The 23,523-nt window shown below is 72.8% G+C and carries 20 protein-coding genes and 1 tRNA gene; 15 read left to right on the top strand and 6 right to left on the bottom strand.

The window, feature by feature from the left end; translation table 11 throughout:
* On the top strand, positions 1-1,551 hold the full coding sequence (locus tag ACVWW9_RS02635) for a family 43 glycosylhydrolase (RefSeq protein ID WP_456514263.1): 1,551 nt from the start codon (positions 1-3) through the stop codon (positions 1,549-1,551).
* Here ACVWW9_RS02635 and ACVWW9_RS02630 read toward each other — a convergent pair.
* Both ACVWW9_RS02630 and xylA read right to left on the bottom strand, forming a co-directional pair.
* On the bottom strand, positions 1,503-2,933 hold the full coding sequence (locus tag ACVWW9_RS02630; RefSeq protein WP_456514262.1) for an FGGY family carbohydrate kinase: 1,431 nt from the start codon (positions 2,931-2,933) through the stop codon (positions 1,503-1,505). The two genes, ACVWW9_RS02635 and ACVWW9_RS02630, sit on opposite strands and share 49 nt — an antisense overlap.
* A gap of 7 nt (positions 2,934-2,940) precedes the next feature.
* A complete protein-coding gene (gene xylA / locus ACVWW9_RS02625; protein WP_456514261.1) occupies positions 2,941-4,131 on the bottom strand; it encodes a xylose isomerase in 1,191 nt (396 codons plus the stop codon).
* Between the two features lie 174 nt (positions 4,132-4,305).
* On the opposite strand from xylA, the gene ACVWW9_RS02620 reads away from it, so the two are divergent.
* From ACVWW9_RS02620 to ACVWW9_RS02555, 14 genes are all read left to right on the top strand, one after another.
* Positions 4,306-5,469, top strand: coding sequence for an ROK family protein (locus ACVWW9_RS02620; protein ID WP_456514260.1), 1,164 nt, complete (start codon positions 4,306-4,308; stop codon positions 5,467-5,469).
* Positions 5,470-5,509: 40 nt separating this feature from the next.
* Positions 5,510-5,947: an SRPBCC family protein gene (locus ACVWW9_RS02615; RefSeq protein ID WP_456514259.1), complete on the top strand. Its 438-nt coding sequence runs from the start codon at positions 5,510-5,512 to the stop codon at positions 5,945-5,947.
* Between the two features lie 69 nt (positions 5,948-6,016).
* Entirely contained in the window at positions 6,017-7,024 is a 1,008-nt protein-coding gene (locus tag ACVWW9_RS02610; RefSeq protein ID WP_456514258.1) for a LacI family DNA-binding transcriptional regulator, read from the top strand.
* 126 nt (positions 7,025-7,150) lie between these two features.
* Positions 7,151-7,855, top strand: coding sequence for an L-ribulose-5-phosphate 4-epimerase (locus tag ACVWW9_RS02605; RefSeq protein ID WP_456514257.1), 705 nt, complete (start codon positions 7,151-7,153; stop codon positions 7,853-7,855).
* The gene (gene araA, locus ACVWW9_RS02600) at positions 7,852-9,372 is read left to right on the top strand and encodes an L-arabinose isomerase (RefSeq protein ID WP_456514256.1); all 1,521 of its coding nucleotides are present in this window, start codon (positions 7,852-7,854) and stop codon (positions 9,370-9,372) included. Before ACVWW9_RS02605 ends, araA begins: the two co-directional genes overlap by 4 nt.
* A 74-nt stretch (positions 9,373-9,446) precedes the next feature.
* Positions 9,447-10,574 (top strand): multiple monosaccharide ABC transporter substrate-binding protein, encoded by a 1,128-nt coding sequence (chvE, locus tag ACVWW9_RS02595; protein ID WP_354258819.1) that lies wholly within the window; start codon positions 9,447-9,449, stop codon positions 10,572-10,574.
* Between the two features lie 91 nt (positions 10,575-10,665).
* Complete coding sequence (gene mmsA / locus ACVWW9_RS02590; protein ID WP_354261566.1) at positions 10,666-12,192, top strand: multiple monosaccharide ABC transporter ATP-binding protein; 1,527 nt, start codon at positions 10,666-10,668, stop codon at positions 12,190-12,192.
* Positions 12,176-13,486, top strand: coding sequence for a multiple monosaccharide ABC transporter permease (gene mmsB / locus ACVWW9_RS02585; protein ID WP_354258821.1), 1,311 nt, complete (start codon positions 12,176-12,178; stop codon positions 13,484-13,486). The genes mmsA and mmsB overlap by 17 nt, the downstream gene beginning before the upstream one ends.
* A 93-nt stretch (positions 13,487-13,579) precedes the next feature.
* Positions 13,580-13,927 carry an ArsR/SmtB family transcription factor gene (locus ACVWW9_RS02580; RefSeq protein ID WP_456514255.1) on the top strand — a complete coding sequence of 116 codons (348 nt, stop codon included), beginning with the start codon at positions 13,580-13,582 and terminating at the stop codon, positions 13,925-13,927.
* Positions 13,924-14,337, top strand: coding sequence for an SRPBCC family protein (locus ACVWW9_RS02575; protein WP_456514254.1), 414 nt, complete (start codon positions 13,924-13,926; stop codon positions 14,335-14,337). Before ACVWW9_RS02580 ends, ACVWW9_RS02575 begins: the two co-directional genes overlap by 4 nt.
* Before the next feature lie 82 nt (positions 14,338-14,419).
* A complete protein-coding gene (locus ACVWW9_RS02570) occupies positions 14,420-15,634 on the top strand; it encodes an amidohydrolase (RefSeq protein WP_354258828.1) in 1,215 nt (404 codons plus the stop codon).
* Complete coding sequence (locus ACVWW9_RS02565; RefSeq protein ID WP_354258830.1) at positions 15,631-16,851, top strand: multidrug effflux MFS transporter; 1,221 nt, start codon at positions 15,631-15,633, stop codon at positions 16,849-16,851. Before ACVWW9_RS02570 ends, ACVWW9_RS02565 begins: the two co-directional genes overlap by 4 nt.
* Positions 16,852-16,924: 73 nt before the next feature.
* Positions 16,925-18,775 (top strand): helicase HerA-like domain-containing protein, encoded by a 1,851-nt coding sequence (locus ACVWW9_RS02560; protein WP_456514253.1) that lies wholly within the window; start codon positions 16,925-16,927, stop codon positions 18,773-18,775.
* Between the two features lie 2 nt (positions 18,776-18,777).
* Complete coding sequence (locus ACVWW9_RS02555; RefSeq protein ID WP_456514252.1) at positions 18,778-20,424, top strand: sensor histidine kinase; 1,647 nt, start codon at positions 18,778-18,780, stop codon at positions 20,422-20,424.
* Here the strand turns inward: ACVWW9_RS02555 and ACVWW9_RS02550 are convergent.
* The 4 genes from ACVWW9_RS02550 to ACVWW9_RS02535 all read right to left on the bottom strand — a co-directional run bounded on the left by ACVWW9_RS02550 (position 20,389) and on the right by ACVWW9_RS02535 (position 23,482).
* A complete protein-coding gene (locus tag ACVWW9_RS02550) occupies positions 20,389-21,885 on the bottom strand; it encodes a glycosyltransferase family 2 protein (protein ID WP_456514251.1) in 1,497 nt (498 codons plus the stop codon). The two genes, ACVWW9_RS02555 and ACVWW9_RS02550, sit on opposite strands and share 36 nt — an antisense overlap.
* Positions 21,882-22,850 (bottom strand): HEAT repeat domain-containing protein, encoded by a 969-nt coding sequence (locus ACVWW9_RS02545; protein ID WP_354258841.1) that lies wholly within the window; start codon positions 22,848-22,850, stop codon positions 21,882-21,884. Before ACVWW9_RS02545 ends, ACVWW9_RS02550 begins: the two co-directional genes overlap by 4 nt.
* A complete protein-coding gene (locus ACVWW9_RS02540) occupies positions 22,847-23,206 on the bottom strand; it encodes a response regulator transcription factor (RefSeq protein ID WP_245989700.1) in 360 nt (119 codons plus the stop codon). Before ACVWW9_RS02540 ends, ACVWW9_RS02545 begins: the two co-directional genes overlap by 4 nt.
* Before the next feature lie 191 nt (positions 23,207-23,397).
* Positions 23,398-23,482 (bottom strand) — tRNA-Ser (locus tag ACVWW9_RS02535).
* Positions 23,483-23,523 lie beyond the last annotated feature (41 nt).

Genomic DNA, 23,523 nt, shown 5'->3' with positions numbered 1-23,523 from the left:
GTGCCGGTCGCGAACCCGATCCTGCCGGGCTGCTTCCCCGACCCCTCGATCTGCCGCGTGGGGGAGTGGCACTACCTCGTCACGTCCACGTTCGAGCTGCTGCCCGGCATGCCCGTCATGCGGTCGCGCGACCTCGCGACCTGGGAGACGATCGGCCACGTGCTCGACCGGCCAGGGATGGTCGACCTGGCCGGCATCCGCTCATCCGGCGGCATCTTCGCGCCCACGATCCGGCACGACGGCGAGCGGTTCTGGATCATCACGACGCTCGTCGACCCCGCGGACGGCGAGCGCGGCGGCACCTTCCTGGTCACCGCCGACGACGCTGCCGGCCCGTGGAGCGACCCGATCTGGATCGACGTGGCCGGCATCGACCCGTCGCTGCTGTTCGACGACGACGGCCGGGTGTGGATGCACGGCACGCGCCTCGTCGCCGAGCCCGAGTGGCACCACCAGACCGAGGTCTGGGTGCGCGAGCTCTCGATCGCCGAGGGGCGGCTCGTCGGCGATGAGCACGTCGTGTGGACCGGTGCCGTGCGCGGCGCCGTGTGGGCCGAGGGCCCGCACCTCCTGCGCATCGACGGCACGTGCTACCTGCTCGCGGCGGAGGGCGGCACGGCGTTCGAGCACGCGGTGTGCATCGCGCGGGCGGAGCACCCGACCGGCCCGTTCGTCGGCTCGCCCGCCAACCCCGTGCTCACGCACCGGCAGCTCGGGCACGGCGCGGAGGTGCAGGCGGTCGGCCACGCCGACCTGGTGCAGGCGCCGGACGGGCGCTGGTGGGCGGTGCTGCTCGGCACCCGCCCCTACGACGGGCACCGGCACCCGCTCGGCCGCGAGACCTTCCTGTGCCCCGTCGAGTGGCAGGACGGCTGGCCCGTCTTCGCGCCGGGGGAGGGGCGCGTGCCCGCCACGGTCGAGCTCGGCGTGGAGCCTCCGCCTGGCGTCTGGCAGCCCGACTCGCGCTCGGCGGGCGCCGTCGTGCCCGAGGATCCGCGCTGGACGAGCGTGCGCGGCTTCGCCGCGTCGTTCGCGACGCCCGACGGCGAGGGCTGGTCGCTCCGGGCGACCGGCGACGGCCTCGGCGACCCCGGGACGCCCGCCTTCCTGGGCGTGCGGCAGCAGCACCGCGAGCTCGACGTCACGGTGCGGGTCGAGCACGTCGCCGACGGCGCGGCCGCCGGCCTCGTGATCCGCCAGTCGGAGGACGACCACGTCGCGCTGCTCGTCGAGCAGCGCGGCGCAGGCACGCGCGTGCGCGCCGTGCACCGCCGCGCGCGCGAGGAGACCGAGGTCGGCGCCGTCGACCTGGACGCCGGCGCCGCGCTGCTCGGCGTCCGCGCGCGCGGCAGCGACTACCGGCTGCTCGTCGACGGCGACGTGGTCGCGACGGTCGACGCCCGCACGCTCGACACGGCGTCGACGGGCGGCTTCCTCGGCGTCTGGATCGGCATCGCCGCCGTCGGGGCGGGCGGTGCCGAGGCCCGCTTCGGGGCGCTCGACTACCGGCCGGCCGCGTCGCCGATCGGGTCGGCGGGTGTCGCGGCGTAGGCCGCGCGCACCTCCGGCCGCGGCTGCTCGACGACGGTCGCCGCCTCGACGGCCCAGGACGGCCGAGCGCCGGTGAGCGCCCAGGCCGCCTGCACCGCGGCGCCGGCGGCGACGTACTCGCCCGGCGTCGGCACGGCGATCGGCCGGCCGAGCACCGCCGCCGCGACGCGCTGCACGGCGGGCGACTGCGCCGCGCCGCCGATGAGCAGCACGCGGCGCGGCTCCACGCCCAGCCGCTCGAGCGCGTCGAGCCCGTCGGCGAGCCCGCACACCATGCCCTCGATCGACGCGCGCGCGAACCCCTCGCGCGTGAGCGAGCGGCTCGTCATGCCGTACAGGGTCGCGGTCGCGGTCGGGAGGTTCGGCGTGCGCTCGCCCTCGAGGTAGGGCCGCAGCACGAGGCCGTCGGCGCCGGCGGGCGCGGCGAGCGCGAGCTCGCCGAGCGCGGCGTGGTCGACGCCGAGCAGCCGCGCGGCGGCGTCGAGCACGCGTGCCGCGTTGAGCGTCGCGACGAGCGGCAGCCGCAGCCCGGAGGCGTCGGCGAAGCCGGCGACGGTGCCCGTCGCATCCGGGGCGAACGCGCGCGTCACGGCCGTCACGACCCCCGAGGTGCCGAGCGAGACGATCACGTCGCCCTCCGCCGCGCCGAGGCCCAGCGCGGCGCCGGCGTTGTCGCCGCAGCCGACGCCGATCGCGAGCCCCGCAGGGATGCCGGGGTGCGCTGCGGTGACGCCCGCGGTCGCCCCGGCCGGCAGCACGCGCGGCAGCGCCACGTCGCTCGCGTCCCGGCGGAGCGCCGCACCGAGCAGCGCGCGGTCGTGCTCCCCGTCGACCGTCGTCCACCCGGTGCCGGAGGCGTCGGAGGCGTCGGTCGTGAGCGCCGACAGCTCGGGGGCTGCGGGGCCGAAGCCCCGCAGCCGCCAGGTGAGCCAGTCGTGAGGGAGCGCGATCGCGGCGACGCGCGCCGCGAGCTCGGGGTGCGCGTCGGCGAGCCAGCGCACCTTCGCGATCGTGAACGACGCGACCGGCACGACGCCGGTGCGCCGCGCGAGCGCCTCGGCGCCGAGCTCGTCGACGAGCGCGGCGGCCGCGGCCGCGGAGCGCACGTCGTTCCACAGCAGCGCGTCGAAGACGGGCTCGCCGCGGTCGTCGAGCGCCACCATGCCGTGCTGCTGCGCCCCGACCGAGATGGCGGCGACGTCGTCGAGGCCGCCGGCGTCGGCGACCGCGGCCAGCAGCGCCTCCCACCACCGCTCGGGGTCGACGGCCGTGCCGTCGGGGTGGGGTGCGCGACCCGCGCGCACCGTCGCCCCGGTCTCGAGGTCGCGGACGACGACCTTGCACGACTGCGTCGAGGAGTCGACGCCCGCGACGAGGGTCATGCGCCGGTCAGCGCGCGCCGAGCAGGTGCTCGGTCGCGAGCTGCTGCAGGTGCACGAAGCCGGCGCCCTTGCCGCCGAAGTAGGCCTGGGCGTCGAAGTCCTCGAACGCGCTGCGGTCGGCGACGAGGTCGGCGATCGACTCGCCCTCGGCGAGCGTCGGGGTGCGCAGCTCGTCGACCTTCGCGGCCGAGAGCGCGGCCTGCACCTCGGGGTCGGCGCGGAACGACTGGGCGCGCTCCTTGAGCAGCAGGTAGTTGCGCATGTTCGCGGCGGCCGACGCCCACACGCCGTCGTAGTCCTCGGTCCGCGACGGCTTGTAGTCGAAGTGCCGCGGTCCGTCGTAGGCGGGGCCGCCGGTCGGCGAGCCGTGCTCGAGCAGGTCGACGAGCGAGAACGCGTTGAACAGGTCGCCGTGGCCGAAGACGAGGTCCTGGTCGAACTTGATGCCGCGCTGCCCGTTGAGGTCGATGTGGAAGAGCTTGCCGTGCTCGAGCGCCTGCGCGATGCCGGCGGTGAAGTTCAGTCCGGCCATCTGCTCGTGCCCCACCTCGGGGTTGACCCCCACCAGGTCGGGCCGGTCGAGCGTCGCGATGAACGCGAGCGCGTGCCCGAGCGTCGGCAGCAGGATGTCGCCGCGCGGCTCGTTCGGCTTCGGCTCGATCGCGAAGCGCATGTCGTAGCCGCGCTCGACGACGTGCTCCGAGAGCAGGTTCACGGCCTCGCGGTAGCGGGCCAGCGCGGCCTGCACGTCCTTCGCGGAGTCGTACTCGGCGCCCTCGCGGCCGCCCCACATGACGAAGGTCTGCGCGCCGAGCTCGGCGGCGAGGTCGATGTTGCGCAGCACCTTGCGCAGGGCGAAGCGGCGGACCGAGCGGTCGTTGCTCGTGAAGCCACCGTCCTTGAAGACGGGGTGCGAGAACAGGTTCGTCGTGACCATCGGCACGACGAGCCCGGTGTCGTCGAGCGCGCCGCGCAGCCGGTCGATCTGCTGCTGCCGCTCGGCGTCGCTCGAGCCGAAGGGGAACAGGTCGTCGTCGTGGAACGTGAGCCCCCACGCGCCGAGGCCGGCGAGGCGCTCGACGGCCTCCACGACGTCGAGGTCGGGGCGGGTCGGCGGGCCGAACGGGTCGTTGCCCGTCCATCCGACGGTCCAGAGGCCGAAGGAGAAGCGGTCGTCGGGGGTGGGGGTCGTGGCCATGAGCGGTGCCTTCCGTGCTGCGTCGCAGGATGCGTCGCGCCTCGGGCAAAGACCGTCAGCGTCGACGACTAGAATGTTCTGGACGGAAACATATCAGGCGCACGAGCCGCGCGCACCCGGTGAGATCCGTCGCGCGGCCGTAGCATGCGAGCGGCCCGACTCCGAAGGAGCGACATGACGCAGGCGCACACCGGTTCGCGCGAGCTGCGCCGCGCCAACCTCTCGCGCGTGCTGCGGCTCGTGCACGAGGAGGGCGCAGCGTCGCGCGCCGCGCTCACGCGACGCACGGGCCTCAGCCGCTCGACGATCGCCGACCTCGTCGCCTCGCTCGAGGCGGCCGGGCTCGTCGTCGAGCGCGATCCGGCCGGCACGGGCGGCGTCGGCAGGCCGTCGCCCGTCGTGCACGCGTCGGCCCACGTCGTGGCGATCGGCGCCGGCGTCGAGGCCGACGCGGTGACGGTCGCGGTGGTGGGCCTCGACGGCGCCGTCGCGCACCGCATCCGCCACGAGTACGAGGCCGAGCCCTCGGCGGCGGCGACCGTCGAGATCGTCGGCAGGCTCGTCGACTCGCTCGCGCCGGCGCTCTCGGGCGCCCGCGTGCTCGGCATCGGCGCCGCGGTGCCGGGGCTCGTGAGCGCCGCCGACGGGCTCGTGCGGATGGTGCCGCACGCGGGCTGGGTCGACGAGCCGATCGCGCGCCTGCTCGCCGATCGCACCGGCCTGCCCGCGTTCGCCGACAACGACGCGAACCTCGGCGCCGCGGCGGAGTCGACGTTCGGCGCCGGCCGAGGGGTCTCGAGCCTCGTGTACCTGCACGGCGGGCCCTCCGGCATCGGCTCCGGCGTGCGCCTCGGCGGCAGCGCGCCGGCGAGCGCGCACGGCTTCGCGGCCGAGCTCGGGCACACGCTCGTCGACCCGCGCGGCGAGCGCTGCCGCTGCGGCGCCACCGGTTGCCTCGAGACCGAGGTGCGCTTCGACCTGCTGCTCGGCGTGCTCGGTCGCGACCGCCTCGACCTGCCGGACGTGAGCGCGGCGCTGCGGGAGGCGGCGAGCCCGGAGGTCGACGCCTTCGTCGCGGAGCAGCTGCGGCGGCTCGCGATCGGGCTGCGGAACGCGGTCAACGCCTTCGACCCCGAGGCCGTGGTGCTCGGCGGGTTCCTCGGCGCGCTCTTCGCGGAGCAGCCCGAGACGCTGCTCGCGGCGCTCCGCGCCCAGCTCATGCCGCCCATGGCCGAGTCGCTCGTGGTGGTGCGCGGCGCGCTCGGCGAGGACCGGCTGCTCATCGGCGCCGCGCAGCTCGCATTCCGCGGGCTCCTCGAGGATCCGCTCGGCACGTGACGCGCGACGGCGCGGACCCGAGTGCGGCTAGCGTTGCGGCATGGCACTCGACAGCGAGCACGACGGCGGGCAGCGGGTCGAGGTGACCGGCTTCGTCGCCGCGACGACCGACGCGGTGTGGGCGCTCTGGACGACGGCCGACGGCCTGCGGCAGTGGTGGTGGCCGCAGTTCGACGACACGCGCTACGAGCTCGACGCCCAGGAGGGCGGCTGGTACCGCATCCGCACGGCCGAGGGCGGCATCGGCGTGCAGGGCACGTACGTCGAGCTGCTCGAAGGGGAGCGCATCGTGCAGACGTGGGACTGGCTCGGCGGCGAGGGCACCGCCGCGACGCAGCTCGTCACCGTCGAGCTCGAGGAGCTCGACGGCGGCACGCTCGTGCGGGTGACGCAGACCGGGCCCGCGGACGAGCTCGAGCAGCTCGAGCAGGGCTGGAGCGACATCCTCACGCGGCTCGAGGAGCTGCTCGACGACTGACGGCGGTCGGATGCGAAACGGTCACTTCGTGCGATGCTTGGGGCTCAGCATGCAGCGAGCGGAGGGGCGATGGCGTCCGGAGAGCGGAGGCGACCGAACATCCGCGACGTCGCGGCGGTCGCCGGGGTCAGCTATCAGACGGTCTCGCGCGCGCTGAACCGGCATCCCAACATCCGCCCCGAGACCCTCGCGCGGATCGAGGCGGCCATCGTCGAGCTCGGCTACCGGCCGAACGCCGCGGCGCGCGCGCTCGTGCGACGCAGCTCGCAGACGATCGGGCTCCTCACGCTGCCCACGACCCACTACGGGCCGCAGGCGCAGCAGATCGCGATCGAGATGGCGGCACGCGACGCGGGGTACCGGATCGCGCTCACGAACGCCGCCAGCGGCAGCGTCGAGGACCTCGCCGCGGGCGTCACGTTCCTGCGCGAGACGAGCGTCGACGCGCTCGTCGTCTCGGTCGCCGAGACCGCGATGCTCGAGGCGCTCGCGCAGCTCCGCGTGGAGGTGCCCTACGTCACGCTTGAGCCGACCGGCCTCGCCTCGGGGCACAGCGTCGCCATCGACCAGCGGCTCGGCGCGCGCATGGCGATCGACCACCTCGCGAGCCTCGGTCACCGTCGCATCGCCCAGCTGTGCGGGCCGAGCGGCTCGATCGACGCGACGGCGCGCACGTCCGGCACCGAGGAGCGCATCGCGGAGCTCGGCCTCGAGCTCGTCGGCACGGTCGAGGGCGACTGGACGCCGGACTCCGGCCACGCGGTCGGCGCGCGCGTGCTCGCGCTCGGGGCGACGGGGATCGTCGTCGGCAACGACCAGATGGCGCTCGGCCTCATGCACGCGTGCCGCGACGCCGGCCTCGACGTGCCGCGCGACGTGTCGATCGTCGGCTTCGACGACGTACCGGAGGCGGCGCACTTCCCCACGCCGCTCACGACCGTTCGGCAGGAGTTCGAGCAGGTCGGCGCCGCCGCCATGCGCGTGCTGCTCGACGACCTGGCGGGCCGGGCGGGGCTCGTGCACCTGCGGATCCCGCCCGTGCTCGTCACCCGCGCGTCGGTCGCGCGCCCCGGCTGAAGCCTCGCCGCGCCACGCCGAAGGTCACGGTTCGGCCACGGAGTGGCATGCATGTGACCGTTTCGCATACAGTGTCACCCATTGCATCGCGGCAGCCGCCGCACGAGACGACGGAGTCCCATGGGAATGAGCCGAGATGACGCGGTCGCTGCTGTGCGCGAGCAGGTCGCCGCGCTGCACGCGGAGCTCGTCCGGTACGGCCTGGTCGTCTGGACCGGCGGCAACGTCTCCGGCCGGGTGCCGGGGGAGGACCTCTTCGTCATCAAGCCGTCCGGCGTCGACTACGACGACCTGACGCCCGCGTCGATGATCCTGTGCGACCTCGACGGCGTCGTCGTCCCCGGCAGCGAGGGCTCCGAGCGATCGCCCTCGAGCGACACCGCGGCGCACGCCTACGTCTACCGGCACATGCCCGAGGTGGGCGGCGTCGTCCACACGCACTCGACCTACGCGACCGCGTGGGCCGCGCGCGGCGAGGCGATCCCGTGCCACATCACCGCGATGGCCGACGAGTTCGGCGGCGAGATCCCCGTCGGCCCGTTCGCGATCATCGGCGACGACTCGATCGGCCACGGCATCGTCGAGACGCTCACCGGCCACCGGTCGCGCGCCGTGCTCATGCAGAACCACGGCCCCTTCACGATCGGCAGCGACGCGCGCGACGCCGTCAAGGCCGCCGTCATGTGCGAGGACGTCGCGCGCACGATGCACCTCGCGCGGCAGGGCGGCGCGACGATCCCCATCGACCCGGCGGCGATCGACGCGCTCTTCGACCGCTACCAGCACGTGTACGGCCAGCAGAAGGCTTCGGCCATGGAGGAGACGCAGTGACCAGCATCATCCCCGACCCCACGACGCGGACCGTCTGGTTCCTCACCGGCAGCCAGGGGCTGTACGGCGAGGAGACGCTCGCGCAGGTCGCGGCCCAGTCGCAGGAGGTCGCGGCGCTCCTCGCGGACGCCGACGAGATCCCCGTGACGGTCGAGTGGCGCCCGGTGCTGACCTCGCAGGACGCGATCCGCCGCGCCGCGCTCGAGGCGAACGCCGACGACTCCGTGATCGGCGTGATCGCCTGGATGCACACCTTCAGCCCGGCGAAGATGTGGATCGCCGGCCTCGAGGCGCTCGCGAAGCCGATGCTGCACCTGCACACGCAGCACAACGTGGCGCTGCCGTGGGACGAGATCGACTTCGACTTCATGAACCTGAACCAGGCGGCGCACGGCGACCGCGAGTTCGGGTACCTGGCCGCACGCCTCGGCGTGCCGCGCACGATCGTCGTGGGCCACGCCTCGGCACCCCGCGTCCGCGCCGAGATCGGCACCTGGTCGCGCGCCGCGCTCGGCACCGCCGCGGTGCGGTCGCTGAAGGTCGCGCGCTTCGGCGACAACATGCGCTTCGTCGCCGTCACCGAGGGCGACAAGACCGAGGCCGAGATCCGCCTCGGCACGCAGATCAACACCTGGGGCGTCAACGAGCTCGCGGATGCCGTCGCCGCGGCCGACGACGCCGCGGTCGCCGCGCTCGTCGACGAGTACGTCGCGACCTACGACGTCGCCGACGAGCTGCTCCCCGGCGGTGAGCGCCACGAGTCGCTGCGCGACGGCGCCCGCATCGAGGTGGGCCTCCGCGGATTCCTCGAGGCCGGCGGGTTCGGCGCCTTCACCACGAGCTTCGAGGACCTCGGGTCGCTGCCGCAGCTGCCCGGGCTCGCGGTGCAGCGCCTGATGGCCGACGGCTACGGCTTCGGCGCGGAGGGCGACTGGAAGACGGCGATCCTCGTGCACGCGGCCGCGCACATGGGCGCCGGCCTGCCGGGCGGCGCGAGCCTCATGGAGGACTACACGTACCACCTGGTCGAGGGCGAGGAGGTGATCCTGGGCGCGCACATGCTCGAGGTGAGCCCGAGCCTCACGACGTCGCGCCCGCGCCTCGAGGTGCACCCGCTCGGCATCGGCGGCAAGGACGACCCGGTGCGGCTCGTCTTCACGGCCGACGCCGGCCCGGCCGTCGTCGTCGCGCTCAGCGACATGCGCGAGCGGTTCCGGATGACGGCGAACGCGGTCGAGAACGTCGCGCTGCCGCAGCCGATGCCCAAGCTCCCGGTCGGGCACGCCGTGTGGCGCCCCGCGCCGGACCTGGCGACCTCCGCCACCGCCTGGCTCACCGCCGGCGCCGCCCATCACACCGTCATGTCGACGCAGGTCGGCATCGACGCCTTCCGCGAATTCGCCCGCCAGTCCGGCATCGAGTTCCTCGCCATCGACGAGACCACCACGAAGGACGGCTTCGAGCGCGAGGTGCGCTGGAACGCCGCCTACCACCGACTCGCACAGGGCCTCGGCTGACGCCCCGACCCTTGCCGCGACCGTCCCGGTCGCACCAACCCGCCGCATCGCGGCACCCCATGAAAGGAACCACAGTGAAGAAGCACCGCATCCTCGGCGCTGTCGCCGCTGCAGGCGTGATCGCGCTCGTCGCGACCGGCTGCGGCCGTGGCGGCACCGCAGAGCCGGCTGCGTCCGACGGGGCACAGGAGCCCGGCGGCACGGGCCAGATCGTCGGCGTGGCCATGCCGACGCAGCAGTCGGAGCGCTGGATCGCCGATGGCGACAACGTCCGCTCGCAGCTGGAGGAGATGGGCTACACCGTCGACCTGCAGTACGCGAACGACGACATCCCCACGCAGGTCTCGCAGATCGAGAACATGATCTCCTCGGGCGCTGAGGCCCTGATCATCGCCTCGATCGACGGCACCACCCTCACCGACGTGCTGGCGCAGGCCGGCGACGCCGGCATCCCGGTCATCGCCTACGACCGCCTCATCAACGGCAGCCCGAACGTCGACTACTACACGACGTTCGACAACTTCCAGGTGGGCGTGCAGCAGGCGACGAGCCTGCTAACCGGCCTCGGCCTGGTGGACGAGAGCGGCGAGCGCACCGACGAGGCTGGCCCGCTCAACGTCGAGCTCTTCGCCGGCAGCCCGGACGACAACAACGCCACGTTCTTCTGGGAGGGCGCGATGAGCGTCCTGCAGCCCCTGATCGACGAGGGCGTGCTCGTGGTCCCCAGCGGCCAGGTCGACTTCGAGCAGGCGGCGATCCTCCGCTGGCTGCCCGAGACGGCGCAGGAGCGCATGGAGAACATCCTCACCGTCATCGGCGACACGAAGCTCGACGGCGTGCTCTCGCCCTACGACGGCCTCTCGATCGGCATCATCTCGGCGCTCACGTCGGGCGGCTACTCGACCGACGCCCTGCCGGTCATCACCGGTCAGGACGCTGAGGTCGGCTCGGTGCAGTCGATCATCGCCGGCGAGCAGTACTCGACGATCTTCAAGGACACGCGACTGCTCGCCGAGCAGGCCGTGACCATGGTCGACTCGATCCTGCACGGCGACGAGCCGGAGGTCAACGACACGGAGACCTACGACAACGGCGACCACATCGTGCCGTCGTACCTGCTCGAGTCGACCATCGTGACGGTCGACAACTACGAGGAAGTGCTCATCGACTCGGAGTACTACACCGAGGACGAGCTCTCCTGACGGTCCGGGGCGGGGGCGCGAGCCCCCGCCCCGCACCATCACCCATCGGCATCGGAACGGAAGGAGGGGCGCTGTGACGGCGATCCTCGAGATGCGCGGCATCACCAAGGAGTTCCCGGGCGTCAAGGCCCTCTCCGACGTCAACCTCACCGTCGAGCGCGGTGAGGTCCACGCGATCTGCGGCGAGAACGGCGCGGGCAAGTCGACGCTCATGAAGGTGCTGTCGGGCGTGTACCCGCACGGCACCTACGACGGCGAGATCGTGTTCGAGGCGGAGCCGGTGCAGTTCCGGTCGATCAGCGACTCGGAGCACAAGGGCATCGTGATCATCCACCAGGAGCTCGCGCTCAGCCCCCACCTGTCGCTCGCGGAGAACATCTTCCTCGGCAACGAGCGGGTCGGCCGCGGCGGCCTCATCGACTGGCACGCGACGAACACCGAGGCGCAGAAGCTGCTCGCGCGCGTCGGCCTGGGCGACAACCCGGCCGTGCGCGCCAACGAGGTCGGCGTCGGCAAGCAGCAGCTCGTCGAGATCGCGAAGGCGCTCTCCAAGGACGTGAAGCTGCTCATCCTCGACGAGCCCACCGCGGCGCTCAACGACGAGGACTCCGCCCACCTGCTCGACCTCATCCGCCACCTGCAGCAGCAGGGCATCACGTCGATCATCATCAGCCACAAGCTGAACGAGATCAAGGCGATCGCCGACAAGGTCACGGTCATCCGCGACGGCCGGACGATCGAGACGCTCGTGACCCACGACGTGACCGAGGACCGCATCATCAAGGGCATGGTGGGCCGCGACCTCGAGTCGCGCTACCCCGACCGGGACGTGACGATCGGCGACGAGGTCTTCCGCATCGAGGACTGGCGGGTGCACCACCCGACCGAGGCCAACCGCGTGATGATCCACGACGCGAACCTGTCCGTGCGCGCCGGCGAGGTCGTCGGCATCGCCGGCCTCATGGGCGCGGGCCGCACCGAGCTCGCGATGAGCGTCTTCGGGCGCTCCTACGGCTCGCACATCACCGGCACCGCCTACCTGCACGGCAAGCCGATCGACGTGCGCACCGTGCCGGCCGCCATCCGCGCCGGCCTCGCGTACGCGACCGAGGACCGCAAGATGTACGGCCTCAACCTCATCGAGGACATCAAGCGCAACATCTCCGCCGCCGCCCTCGACAAGCTCGTGAAGCGCGTGCTCGTCGACGGGGAGCAGGAGATCATCGTCGCCGAGGGCTACCGCAAGAGCATGCGCATCAAGACGCCGACCGTGAACGCGGTCGTCGGCAAGCTCTCGGGCGGCAACCAGCAGAAGGTCGTGCTGTCGAAGTGGCTCTTCACCGACCCGGAGGTGCTCATCCTCGACGAGCCCACCCGCGGCATCGACGTGGGCGCCAAGTACGAGATCTACACGATCATCAACCAGCTCGCCGCCGCCGGGAAGGCGGTGATCGTCATCTCGTCCGAGCTCCCCGAGCTGCTCGGCATCTGCGACCGCATCTACACGCTGTCGGAGGGCCGCATGACGGGTGAGTTCCCGATCGCCCAGGCGACGCCAGAGGCGCTCATGCAGCGCATGACCCAGGAGAAGGAGGCGGACCATGTCCTCGCCCAATGACACGTCGACCCAGGGCACGTCGACCGGCGGCTCGCCGGCACAGGGCGGCGCCGGCCGGCGTGCGCCCCGCGGCGACGCGGGCCGCGACCTGAGCCCCTCGCCGCTGCGCACCGCAGGCTCGTTCCTGCTCTCGCGCGTGCAGCAGATCGGCATCTTCATCGCCCTCGTGGTGATCGTGCTGCTGTTCCAGGGCCTCACCGGCGGCCGCCTGCTCACCGCGGGCAACGTCGCCAACATCATCGTCCAGAACAGCTACATCCTGATCCTCGCGATCGGCATGGTGATGATCATCATCGCCGGGCACATCGACCTCTCGGTCGGCTCGGTCGCCGCCTTCGTGGGCGCCGCGACCGGCGTGATGGTCGTGCAGTGGGGATGGCCGTGGTGGCTCGCCATCGTCGTCGGCATCGTGCTCGGCGCGGTCGTCGGCGCCTGGCAGGGCTTCTGGGTGGCGGTGGTGGGGATACCGGCGTTCATCGTGACGCTCGCGGGCATGCTCATCTTCCGCGGCCTCACGCAGATCACCCTGTCGAACACGCAGATCACCCCGTTCCCGGCCGAGTACCGGCAGCTCGGCGGCGGCTACCTGTTCCCGCAGCTCTTCCCGGCATCGACGAGCCCGGCGGAGTGGATCACGGTCGGCCTCGGCCTGCTGACGCTCGTGCTGTTCGTCGGCTCGCAGCTGCGCGGTCGCGGCAAGCGCGTCAAGCTCGGCGTCGAGGGCGAGCCGGCGTGGTGGTTCTGGACCCGCACCGGCTTCGGCGCGCTGCTGATCGTGCTGCTGACCTACCTGCTCGGCATCGCCGAGGGTTCGCGCGGCACGCCGATCGTGCTCATCGTGCTCGGCGCGCTCATCGTGGCCTACTCGGTCGTGATGCAGCGCACCCGCTTCGGCCGCCACATCTACGCGGTCGGCGGCAACCGGCACGCGGCCGACCTGTCGGGCATCCGCTCGAAGCGCATCGACTTCATGCTGTTCGTCAACATGGGCATGCTGGCGGCGCTCGCGGGCATCGTGTTCACCGGTCGCCTGAACTCCGCGGGCCCCGGCGCCGGCAACCTGTTCGAGCTCGACGCGATCGCCGCGGCGTTCATCGGCGGCGCGGCCGTCCAGGGCGGCATCGGCACCGTGGTCGGCGCGATCACCGGTGGTCTCATCATGGGCGTGCTCAACAACGGCATGTCGCTCATGGGCGTCTCGACCGACTACCAGCAATTCATCAAGGGCATGGTCCTGCTGCTGGCCGTCGCGTTCGACGTCTACAACAAGCGGCGCGCACGCTCGCTCGGCTGACGAGCGGCACTGCGGCGGCCCCGGGCGGATGCCCGGGGCCGTCGTCGTGCTTGGGGCTTGCGGCTCACGCGACGCGCTCATACACTTCACCACATGGTGAAGTCATCGGTCGACGGAGTCGCGCACGCGATCGCGTCCGCGCCGCGGCGGCTGCTCGTCGGCCGGCTCGCGGAGGGCCCGGCGACGATGAGCGAGCTCGCGGCCGTCATCGGCGTGACGCTGCCCGCGATCGACAAGCACGTGCGCGTGCTCGAGGCGGCGGGGCTCGCGCGCAAGCGCAGGGCCGGCCGGCACGCGATCGTCACGCTCGAGCCGGGCGGGCTCGACCTGCTCGCCGACTGGGCGACGGGCGTGCGCGCGATGTGGCGCGCGCAGCTGGCCGACTTCGCCACCCATGTGGAGTCGCAGCCCGCGGCCGCAGACCAGGAGGAGCAGCCATGACCGAGACGCAGATCGAGCTGACGCAGCAGGTGGCGGCGCCGCGCGAGACCGCATGGGCCGCGTGGACCGACCCGGAGCGCATCGCGCGATGGTGGTGGCATCGCATCCCCGGCACGACGATCGCGGCGGATGCGCGGGTCGGCGGCGCCTACCGGTTCGAGAGCGTCGACGCCGGCTTCGGCGTCACGGGGGAGTACCTCGAGGTCGAGCCGCTCGAGCTGCTCGTCTTCACGTGGCGCTGGATCGACGACGGCGTCGAGGGCGAGGCGCTCGACACCGTGACGGTCCGGTTCGCGGATGCGGCGGGCGGCACCGCCGTGACCGTCGTGCACGAGACGGATGCGGCGGGGGTCGCGGACTACGAGCTCGGCTGGCGCGACACGCTCGCCGAGCTGCCGCAGTCGGCCTGATCGCCGCTCGTCGGCGCAGAAGTCGTTCGTCCGGCTAAGGAGGTAGGCTGGTCGGAGGAAGTCTGACACGAAGAGGGAACGCATGCTGCTCGCCATCGTCAACGCCAAGGTCATCCCGGTCGAGGGCCAGGAGTTCGACGGCACGATCGTCGTGCGCGACGGCCGGATCGCCGAGCTGGGCGCCGACGTCGCCGTCCCGGAGGGCGCCGAGGTGCTCGACGCCGCGGGCGCTCAGGTCACGCCCGGCCTCGTCGACGCGCACGTGCACCTCGGCGTGCACCCCGAGGGCGACGGGCCCACCGCGAGCGACACGAACGAGATGACGAACCCCAACACGGCGGGGGTGCGCGCGCTCGACGCGATCGACCCCTTCGACGAGGGCTTCGACCTCGCGCTCGCCGGCGGCGTGACCACCGTGAACGTCAACCCCGGATCGGGCAACCCGATCGGCGGACAGGCGGTCACCCTCCACACGCACGGCCGGATCGTCGACCACATGGTGCTGCGCGAGCCCGCGGGCATCAAGAGCGCGCTCGGCGAGAACCCGAAGCGCGTCTACGGCGACAAGAAGGTCATGCCGTCGACGCGGATGGGCACGGCCAAGATCCTGCGCGACGCGTTCGTCGCCGCGCAGAACTACCAGCGCAGGCTCGCCGACCCCGACAAGGGCAGCCAGCAGGACGTCGACCTGACGATGGAGGCGCTCGGCAAGGTGCTGCGCCGCGAGATCCCGTGGCGCCAGCACGCGCACCGCGCCGACGACATCGTCACGGCCCTGCGGCTGCAGGCGGAGTTCGGCTACGACCTCATCATCGACCACGGCACCGAGGCGCACATCGTCGCCGACCTGCTCGCCGAGCGCGGCGTGCCGGTGCTCATCGGGCCGCTCTTCACCACGAAGTCGAAGATGGAGCTGCGCAAGCGCTCGATCGCGAACCCGGGCAAGCTCGCGAGGGCCGGCGTCGAGCTGTCGCTCATCACCGACCACCCGGTGATCCCCATCTCGTTCCTCGTCCACCAGGCATCCCTCGCCGTCCGCGAGGGCCTCGACCGCGAGACGGCGCTGCGCGCGATCACCATCAACCCGGCGAAGGCGCTCGGCGTCGCCGCGGAGGTCGGTTCGCTCGAGGTCGGCAAGCGCGCCGACGTCGTCGTCTGGGGCGGCGACTGGATGGACCCGATGGCGCGACCCCGCACGGTGCTCATCGACGGCCGCGTCGTGTTCGAGCACGACGCCGCCACCGGCGACGAGCGCATCGCGTCGCGCGACGAGGTGCCCCTGGCGCTGTCCGCGTGACGGGGCACCCCGGAGACGCGCTGAGCCCCAGCCGTCGCTTCACCACCCTGCTCGTGCTCGGGCTGCTCGCCGGGCTGGGGCCGTTCACGATCGACCTCTACCTGCCGGCGTTCCCGGCGGTGAAGGAGGAGTTCGCGACGACGGATGCGGTCGTGCAGCTCACGCTGTCGGCCACCACGATCGGCTTCGCGCTCGGCCAGCTCGTGGTCGGACCGCTCTCCGACCGCATCGGGCGCCGACGGCCGCTGCTCATCGCCACCACCGTCCACGTGCTCGCGAGCGTCGGCGTCGCGATCGCGCCCGACGTCACGACGCTCATGCTGCTGCGCGTGCTGCAGGGCTTCGGCGCGGCGGCCGGCACGGTCGTCGCCATGGCGATGGTGCGCGACCTGTTCAGCGGCTCCCGGCTCGTGACGGCGCTCTCGCGCCTCGCGCTCGTGATCGGCATCGCGCCGATCGCGGCACCCGTGCTCGGCTCGTGGCTCCTCGGCCTGCTCGACTGGCGCGGGCTCTTCTGGGTGCTCGCGGGCTACGCGGTGCTCGTCATCGTGCTGCAGCTGCTCTTCCTGCGCGAGACGCTGCCGCCGCACCTGCGGCAGGAGCCCGGGCACTCCACGCTCCGACAGCGATACCGCGCCGTGCTGGGCGACCGCGTCTTCGTCGGCGTCGCGATCATCGGCGCGAGCATCTTCGGCGGCATGTTCGCCTACCTCTCCACCTCGTCGCTGCTGCTGCAGGAGGTGTACGGCTTCTCGCCGGAGGAGTTCGGCCTCATCTTCGCTCTGTGCTCGGTCGCGGTGCTCATCGGCACGCAGACCGCGGGCCGCGCGGCGAACCGCTGGGGTGCGCAGTGGGTGCTCGCGGTGTCGACGTCGCTGCTCATCGTGGGTGCATCGGCCATCATCCTGCTCGACCTCGCCGGGCTCGGCATCGTCGGCCTGGTGCCGCCGCTCGCCGTCTTCGCCTTCGCGTTCGGCCTCTCGATGCCGTGCGTGCAGTCGCTCGCGCTCGCGAACCACGGCCAGGAGGCCGGCACCGCGGCGTCGCTCCTCGGCGCCCTCAACATGTCGATCGCCGGGCTCGTGAGCCCGATCGTCGGGCTCTTCCGCATCGAGAACGCCATCCCGATGGGCGTCGTGATGCTGCTGTGCGGGATCCTCGCGACATGCTCGCTGTGGCTCGTCGTGCGCCCGCGGCAGGTGCAGCCGATCGCGTGAGCCTGCGCGCGGGCCCGCGCGCCGCGGCCGCGGCGCTCGTGGGCGCCATGCGGTCGAGACCTAGGATGGCGACATGACCGACGAGCTGGCGAAGGCCCAGGCCGAACTCGACGCGGCTCGGCAGGCGCAGGCCGCCGCCGCGGCCCGCCTCGCGGAGCTGCAGGCGGGCGAGGCGCGCTCGAGGATCGACACCCCGCCGTCCGCGGCCGACGAGGCGACGCCCGAGGGCGCGCCGCCCGTCGCGGAGTCGTACACGCAGGCGCCCGAGGCAGAGACCGCGCCTGCCGACCCGGAGCACCCGTCGGAGCCCGGCGACCGCGTCGAGCCCGCGGCCACCGCCGGCCCGCTCAGCGTCGACGAGGTGGCCGCCGTGCGCGCCGGCTACGCCTTCACGGGCCCCGTGCTCGAGATCGGTGCGCTCGTCAACGGCGAGCCCGACGCGGCGACGCAGGTGCGCATCCCGCTCGCGATGGTCAATCGCCATGGCCTGATCGCCGGTGCGACCGGCACGGGCAAGACCAAGACGCTGCAGGTGCTCGCGGAGCAGCTCTCCGCTGCCGGCGTGCCCGTCTTCGCGGCCGACATCAAGGGCGACCTCTCCGGCGTCGCGACGGCGGGTGCGTCGAGCGAGAAGCTGCTCGCGCGCACGGCCGGCATCGGCCAGGCGTGGGAGGGTGCCGCCTTCCCGGTCGAGTACTTCGCGCTCGGCGGCCAGGGCACCGGCGTGCCGGTGCGCGCGACCGTGCTGTCGTTCGGACCGACGCTGCTCGCGAAGGTGCTGGGCCTCAACGACACCCAGGAGTCGAGCCTCGGCATCGTCTTCGCCTACGCCGATGAGCAGCGGCTGCCGCTCGTCGACCTCAAGGACCTGCGCGAGCTGCTGCTGTGGCTCACGGGCGACGAGGGCAAGGCGGACCTCAAGCGCCTGGGCGGCATCTCGACGCAGACCGCCGGCGTCATCCTGCGCGAGATCACCGCGTTCAGCGAGCAGGGCGCCGACGTGTTCTTCGGCGAGCCCGAGCTCGACACCCGCGCGCTCATGCGCACGACGCAGGACGGCCGTGGCGTCATCAGCCTGCTGGAGCTGCCCGACGTCGCGAGCCGCCCGGCGCTCTTCTCGACCTTCCTCATGTGGCTGCTCGCCGACCTCTTCGAGGACCTGCCCGAGGTGGGCGACATCGAGCGGCCGAAGCTGGTCTTCTTCTTCGACGAGGCGCACCTGCTCTTCCAGGACGCGTCGAAGGACTTCCTCACGGCCATCACCCAGACGGTGCGGCTCATCCGCTCGAAGGGCGTCGGCATCTTCTTCGTCACCCAGACGCCCAAGGACGTGCCCTCCGACGTGCTCGCGCAGCTCGGCTCGCGCGTGCAGCACCAGCTGCGCGCGCACACGCCCGACGACGCGACGGCGCTTCGGCAGACGGTGCGGACCTACCCGCGCAGCGGGTACGACCTCGAGGAGGTCCTCACGAGCCTCGGCATCGGTGAGGCGATCGTCACGGTGATGGACGAGCGCGGCGCGCCCACCCCGGTCGCCTGGACGCGCCTGCGGGCGCCGCAGGGCTCGATGGAGCCGACCCCGGCCGTCGCCATGCAGCAGAGCGTCCAGGCGTCGCCGCTGTCGGCGACCTACGGGCAGGCGGTCGACCGCGAGTCGGCGTACGAGCTGCTGCAGGCGCGGCTCGCGTCGGCGCAGCGCGCCGAGCAGGACGAGGCCGCTCGCGAGGCGGCGGAGCAGGAGGCGCAGCGGCTCGAGAAGGAGGCGCAGCGCCTCGAGAAGGAGGCGCAGCGGGGCCGCTCGACCGGCCGCTCCTCCGGCGAGCGCGCCGGCGGCAACGTCGTGACCGACTTCATCGGGTCGCGCACCGGCCAGTCGCTCATCCGCGAGATCGTGCGCGGCGTGTTCGGCAACCGGCGCCGGTGAGCGTGACCGATAGCCTCGAGGCTCGCGAGCGACCGCGCGGCCTCGCCGCCCTGACCGAGACGCTGCGCGGGCAGCTGCTGTCCCTCGCGGTGCTCGCGCTCGTGCTGATCGTGCTCACCGTCGTCGCACCCGGCGTCTGGGACGGGCCGTGGCTGTGGGCGAGCGTCATCGCGGTCGCGGTGGCGACCTGCGTCGCCCTCCTCGGGCAGGGGCCGCTCTACGACGCGCCCTGGATGCCGGTGCTCGTGCCGGCGCTCGACCTCCTCGTCATCATGCTGTTGCTCGGCGACGCGGAGGTGCCGCGCATCGTGGCGATGCTCGCGGTGGTGCCGGCGTTCTGGCTCGGCTTCGTCGCTCGCCGACTCGGCCTCGTGATCGTCGCCGCCGGCGGCGTCGCGATGGGCATCGCGATGGCGCTGCGGATCGGAGCGTCGACGGGCACGACCCTCACGGCGAACGCGGTCGGTGCCGTGCTCGTGCCGCTCGCGCTCGTCGCCGCCGCCTACTTCGCCGACAGCTACACCGGAAGGATCGAGCAGCAGCAGCTCACCCTCCTCGAGCGGGAGCGCGAGAAGACCGAGATGGCGCGCCAGCTCGTCGCCGACGGCGTGCTGCTCGACAACATCTTCGACACCGCGCGCGTCGGCCTCATGCTGCTCGACGCCGACGGCGGCGTCGTTCGCATCAACCCGACGCTGAGCGGCCACCCCGCGCTCGACGGCACCGACCTCGAGCACGTGCTCGACGGTGCGAGCTTCCTCGACCTGGAGTCCCGGCAGCCGATCCCGTACGGGGAGATGCCGTTCCTGCGGGCCGCGCGCGGCGAGTCGTTCGACAACAGCCGGTTCTGGATCGCGCGCCCGGGCCACGACATGTTCGCCGTGACGGTGTCGTCGCGGCCGCTCATGGTCGACGGCGAGTTCCGCGGGTCGATCGCGTCGGTCGACGACGTGACGGCCTACATGCGCATGCTCGAGGACCGCGACGACTTCGTCGCGCTCATCTCGCACGAGCTGCGCACCCCGCTCACCTCGATCGCCGGGTACATCGAGCTGGCGATCGACGAGGACATGTCGGAGCAGCTCCGCTCGTGGCTCAAGATCGTGGAGCGGAACAGCACGCGCCTGCGCACGCTCGTGGAGGACCTGCTGATCGTCGGCGAGATGAGCCGCGGCGAGCTGCACCTCGAGCCTGGCGAGACCGACCTGCGCTCGGTCGCCCAGGACGCCGTCGCGACCCTCGCCCACCGGGCGCGGAACCGCGGCGTCGAGCTGCGGCTCGTCGACGGGCCGCCCGTGCCGCTCGTCGCGGACGCGCGCCGCGTGAGCCAGGTGGTCGAGAACCTCATCTCGAACGGCATCAAGTACACGAGCGACGACGGCTTCGTCGAGGTGCGGGTCGGCACAGAGGGCACCGACGCGCTGCTGCAGGTGAGCGACGACGGACCCGGTGTCGCGCCCGACGAGGCGGCCCGCGTCTTCGAGCGCTTCTACCGCTCGTCCGCCGCGCGCGCATCGGGCGTGCAGGGTGCCGGCCTCGGGCTCTGGATCTGCCGCATGATCGCGCAGGCGCACGGCGGCGCGATCGCGTTCGACAGCGAGGTCGGCGCCGGTTCAGTCGCGACGGTCCGGCTGCCCGCCGGTCGCTGATGCGCCGGGCATGACCGCGTCCGGTGCATCCGAGGCGCCGGCGAAGCCGGTGCGGGTCATCTCGCCCCACACCTGCGTGCGGTTGGTGAGGCCGGCCCACCAGCCCTGGATGCGCCAGATCGCGGTGAGCTGGCGGTAGCCGAGGCTCTCGGCGACGACCGCCCAGAGCGTCGTGCCCATGTCGCGCCAGCGCTCGTAGCGGTGGAAGCTCGCCTCCTCGACGACGACGGCGGCGAGCGTGACGATGGTGCCGTAGACGTAGGCGACGATCAGCAGCAGCAGCGCCATCCCGGGGTGGACGGCACCGACGAGCAGCCCGAGCACGACGAGCACGATGCCCACGAGCTCGATGAGCGGCGCGAACAGCTCGAAGAGCCAGTAGTAGGGGAGCGCCAGCATGCCGACGCGGCCGTAGCGGGGGTTCAGGAGCATGCTGCGGTACTTCCACAGCACCTCCCAGAGCCCGCGATGCCAGCGGCGCCGCTGCCGCGCGAGCACCTTGAGCGTCGAGGGCGCCTCGGTCCAGCTGACCGGCTCGGCCACGAACTCGACCCGGGACTCGCGATGGCCGTGGCGGATCCAGCGCTGGATGCGCATGACGAGCTCGAAGTCCTCGCCGATCGAGTCGGCGTCGAGGCCGCCCACGTCGATGAGCACGTCGCGGCGGAACATGCCGAAGGCGCCCGAGATGAGGATGAGCGCGTTGAGGTCCGACCAGGCGGTGCGCCCCAGCAGGAAGGCGCGCAGGTACTCGACCACCTGGATGCGGGTGATGAGCTCCTTGGGCATGCGGATGTCGACGATGCGCCCCGCCTGCACGCGGCTGTTGTTGACGATGCGCACGACGCCGCCGGTGGCGACGACGCGCTCCGGGTCGTCGGCGAACGGCTTCGACACCGACAGCAGCGCGTCGGGCTCCAGGATCGAGTCGGCGTCGACCATCACCACGAGCTCCTTGCTCGCGAGGTCGAGGCCGAGGTTGACGGAGTCGGAGCGCCCGGAGTTCTCCTTATCGACGACGAGCAGCGGCACGGCCGGGTCGGGGGAGCGCCACACGCCGCGCAGCGCGCCGCGCACGGGGATGCGTCCCGGGACGTCGCGCTCGTCGGGCACGAGCCCGAACCCCTCCTTGAGGAGGCGCATCGTGTCGTCCTTGCTGCCGTCGTTGACGACGATGACCTCGTGGTCGGGGTACCGGAGGTCGAGCACGGAGCGGACGCTCGTGAGGATGACGGCGGCCTCGTTGTAGGCCGGCACGATCACGCTCACGCCGAGGCTGAGCGGCGACGCGGCCATGGCGTCCTCGCCGCGGTGCTCGCTGCGGCGCAGGTAGCGGGCGAAGTGCCGAGCGGCGAGCAGCACGAGCAGCAGCATCGAGGTGTTCGCGAGGATGAAGTACGCCGCCGCCGGCCACGCGATGACGGCGAAGATCGCCTCGAGGGTGTCGTGCAGCCAGCTCACGCGCGCGCCTCCGCCCTCGGGAGCCCGGCTGCGCGCCGCACGCCGAGCTGCGCCTCGGCAGCGATCTCGGCGAGCGCGTCGGCGGTCCAGCTGCGGGGCATCGCGACGAGCGCCCGGGCAGCCGCCTCGCCGACCGTGCCGCCGTCGAGGGCGGCCGACCGGAGCGCCGGCACCGCGGCGCGCACGGGCATCCGCTCGAGCGACCGCATCGCGGCGAGCCGCACCGACTCGTGCTCGTCGGCCACCAGGCGGGCGAGCGCGTCGGCGGTGCCGGATGCCTGCAGCAGGCCGGCGACGCGCGCGGCGCCGCGGCGCACGCCCGGGTCGTCGTCCTCGAGCGCGAGCCGCACGCGGTCACCGACCGCGCCGCCCTGCTGCAGCAGCGCCGATGCCGCGACGCTCGTCGGGACGCCGCTGCCCTCGGCGAGCGCCGCCACGACGCGGTCGATCGCGGCGGGCTCGTCGAAGGCGCCGAGGGCGCGGATCGCGACCGTGCGGACGTCGGTGGAGGGGTCGTCCGCCAGCTCGAGCAGCAGCGCGAGCGCGCCGTCCGGCGCGAGCAGCCCGAGGGCCTCGGCGACGTCGGCCCGGATCACGGGGTCGCGGTGGTGCGCGGCCGCGATGACGCGCGGTGCGAGGCCGCTGGCGTCGGCGACGGCGCGCAGCCGGTCGGCGGCCTCGCCGGTGATGCCGCGCAGCATGAGCGACACCGTGCGGCCCACGTGCGCCCGCTCCTCGGCGTCGAGCGCGCGCACGCGGGCGAGCAGCGCGTCGACCTCGTCGTCCTCGGCGATCGACGCCTCGAGCACGAGCGGTCGCAGGCGCTCGTCGAGCTCGGCGCGCCGTCGCTCACGACGATGGCGCACGAGCCGCTGCGTGACGAGGCTGATGAGCATGCCGACCACGACGAGCGACGCGATGGCGAGCAGCCACCACAGCAGCGATGGCGGCAGCAGCGTGGTCATCCCAGCGCGGCGGTCACACGAGCGAGCAGCGCCCTCGGGCTGAACGGCTTCGTCACGTAGTGGTCCGCGCCGGCAGCGAACCCCGCCTCGATGTCCTTCTCCTGGCCCCGAGCGGTGAGCAGGATCACCGGTGTCCGGTCGCCGCGGTCGCGGATGAGGCGCAGCACGTCGATCCCCGACATCCCGGGCATCATGACGTCGAGCACGATGACCGACCAGTCGCCCTCGCTCGCGGCCTGCAGGGCCTCGGAGCCGTCGGCGCGCGTCTCGACCTCGAGCCCCGCGGACTCGAGCTTGATCGCGACGAGGTCGCGGATGTCGCGGTCGTCGTCGACGACCAGGATGCGCTTGCTCACGAGCGTGCTCCAGCACACCCGAACGAGCGCGGACTGCTTGGGCCCATCGGGTGCTCCAACGTGACGAGTCTGCTCTACCGGTGCTCTCACGGTACACCGGCGGCCATGGCCACGCCCGATCGGTCGCCCCCGGCACGGGAAGAGCCCCCGGCGGGGCCGAGGGCTCTTCGTGCGCGACATGCGTCGCGGGGCGGAGGATGGGGGATTCGAACCCCCGAGGGCTTGCACCCAACACGCTTTCCAAGCGTGCGCCATAGGCCACTAGGCGAATCCTCCAGGCCGGTCCCGAGAGACCAACCCTGCGATCCTACCCGGTA

The sequence above is a fragment of the Agrococcus sp. UYP33 genome, from assembly GCF_054060915.1.
Note: the sequence above shows the minus strand (reverse complement) of the source record. Positions and strands in the feature narration are given on the sequence as shown.

Excerpts from the sequence above, each read along its gene's own strand:
- ACVWW9_RS02630 (WP_456514262.1), bottom strand. The coding sequence starts at position 2,933 with ATGACCCTCGTCGCGGGCGTCGACTCCTCGACGCAGTCGTGCAAGGTC.
- xylA (WP_456514261.1), bottom strand. The coding sequence starts at position 4,131 with ATGGCCACGACCCCCACCCCCGACGACCGCTTCTCCTTCGGCCTCTGG.
- ACVWW9_RS02620 (WP_456514260.1), top strand. The coding sequence starts at position 4,306 with ATGACGCAGGCGCACACCGGTTCGCGCGAGCTGCGCCGCGCCAACCTC.
- ACVWW9_RS02615 (WP_456514259.1), top strand. The coding sequence starts at position 5,510 with ATGGCACTCGACAGCGAGCACGACGGCGGGCAGCGGGTCGAGGTGACC.
- ACVWW9_RS02610 (WP_456514258.1), top strand. The coding sequence starts at position 6,017 with ATGGCGTCCGGAGAGCGGAGGCGACCGAACATCCGCGACGTCGCGGCG.
- ACVWW9_RS02605 (WP_456514257.1), top strand. The coding sequence starts at position 7,151 with ATGAGCCGAGATGACGCGGTCGCTGCTGTGCGCGAGCAGGTCGCCGCG.
- mmsA (WP_354261566.1), top strand. The coding sequence starts at position 10,666 with ATGCGCGGCATCACCAAGGAGTTCCCGGGCGTCAAGGCCCTCTCCGAC.
- mmsB (WP_354258821.1), top strand. The coding sequence starts at position 12,176 with ATGTCCTCGCCCAATGACACGTCGACCCAGGGCACGTCGACCGGCGGC.
- ACVWW9_RS02580 (WP_456514255.1), top strand. The coding sequence starts at position 13,580 with ATGGTGAAGTCATCGGTCGACGGAGTCGCGCACGCGATCGCGTCCGCG.
- ACVWW9_RS02575 (WP_456514254.1), top strand. The coding sequence starts at position 13,924 with ATGACCGAGACGCAGATCGAGCTGACGCAGCAGGTGGCGGCGCCGCGC.
- ACVWW9_RS02570 (WP_354258828.1), top strand. The coding sequence starts at position 14,420 with ATGCTGCTCGCCATCGTCAACGCCAAGGTCATCCCGGTCGAGGGCCAG.
- ACVWW9_RS02560 (WP_456514253.1), top strand. The coding sequence starts at position 16,925 with ATGACCGACGAGCTGGCGAAGGCCCAGGCCGAACTCGACGCGGCTCGG.
- ACVWW9_RS02545 (WP_354258841.1), bottom strand. The coding sequence starts at position 22,850 with ATGACCACGCTGCTGCCGCCATCGCTGCTGTGGTGGCTGCTCGCCATC.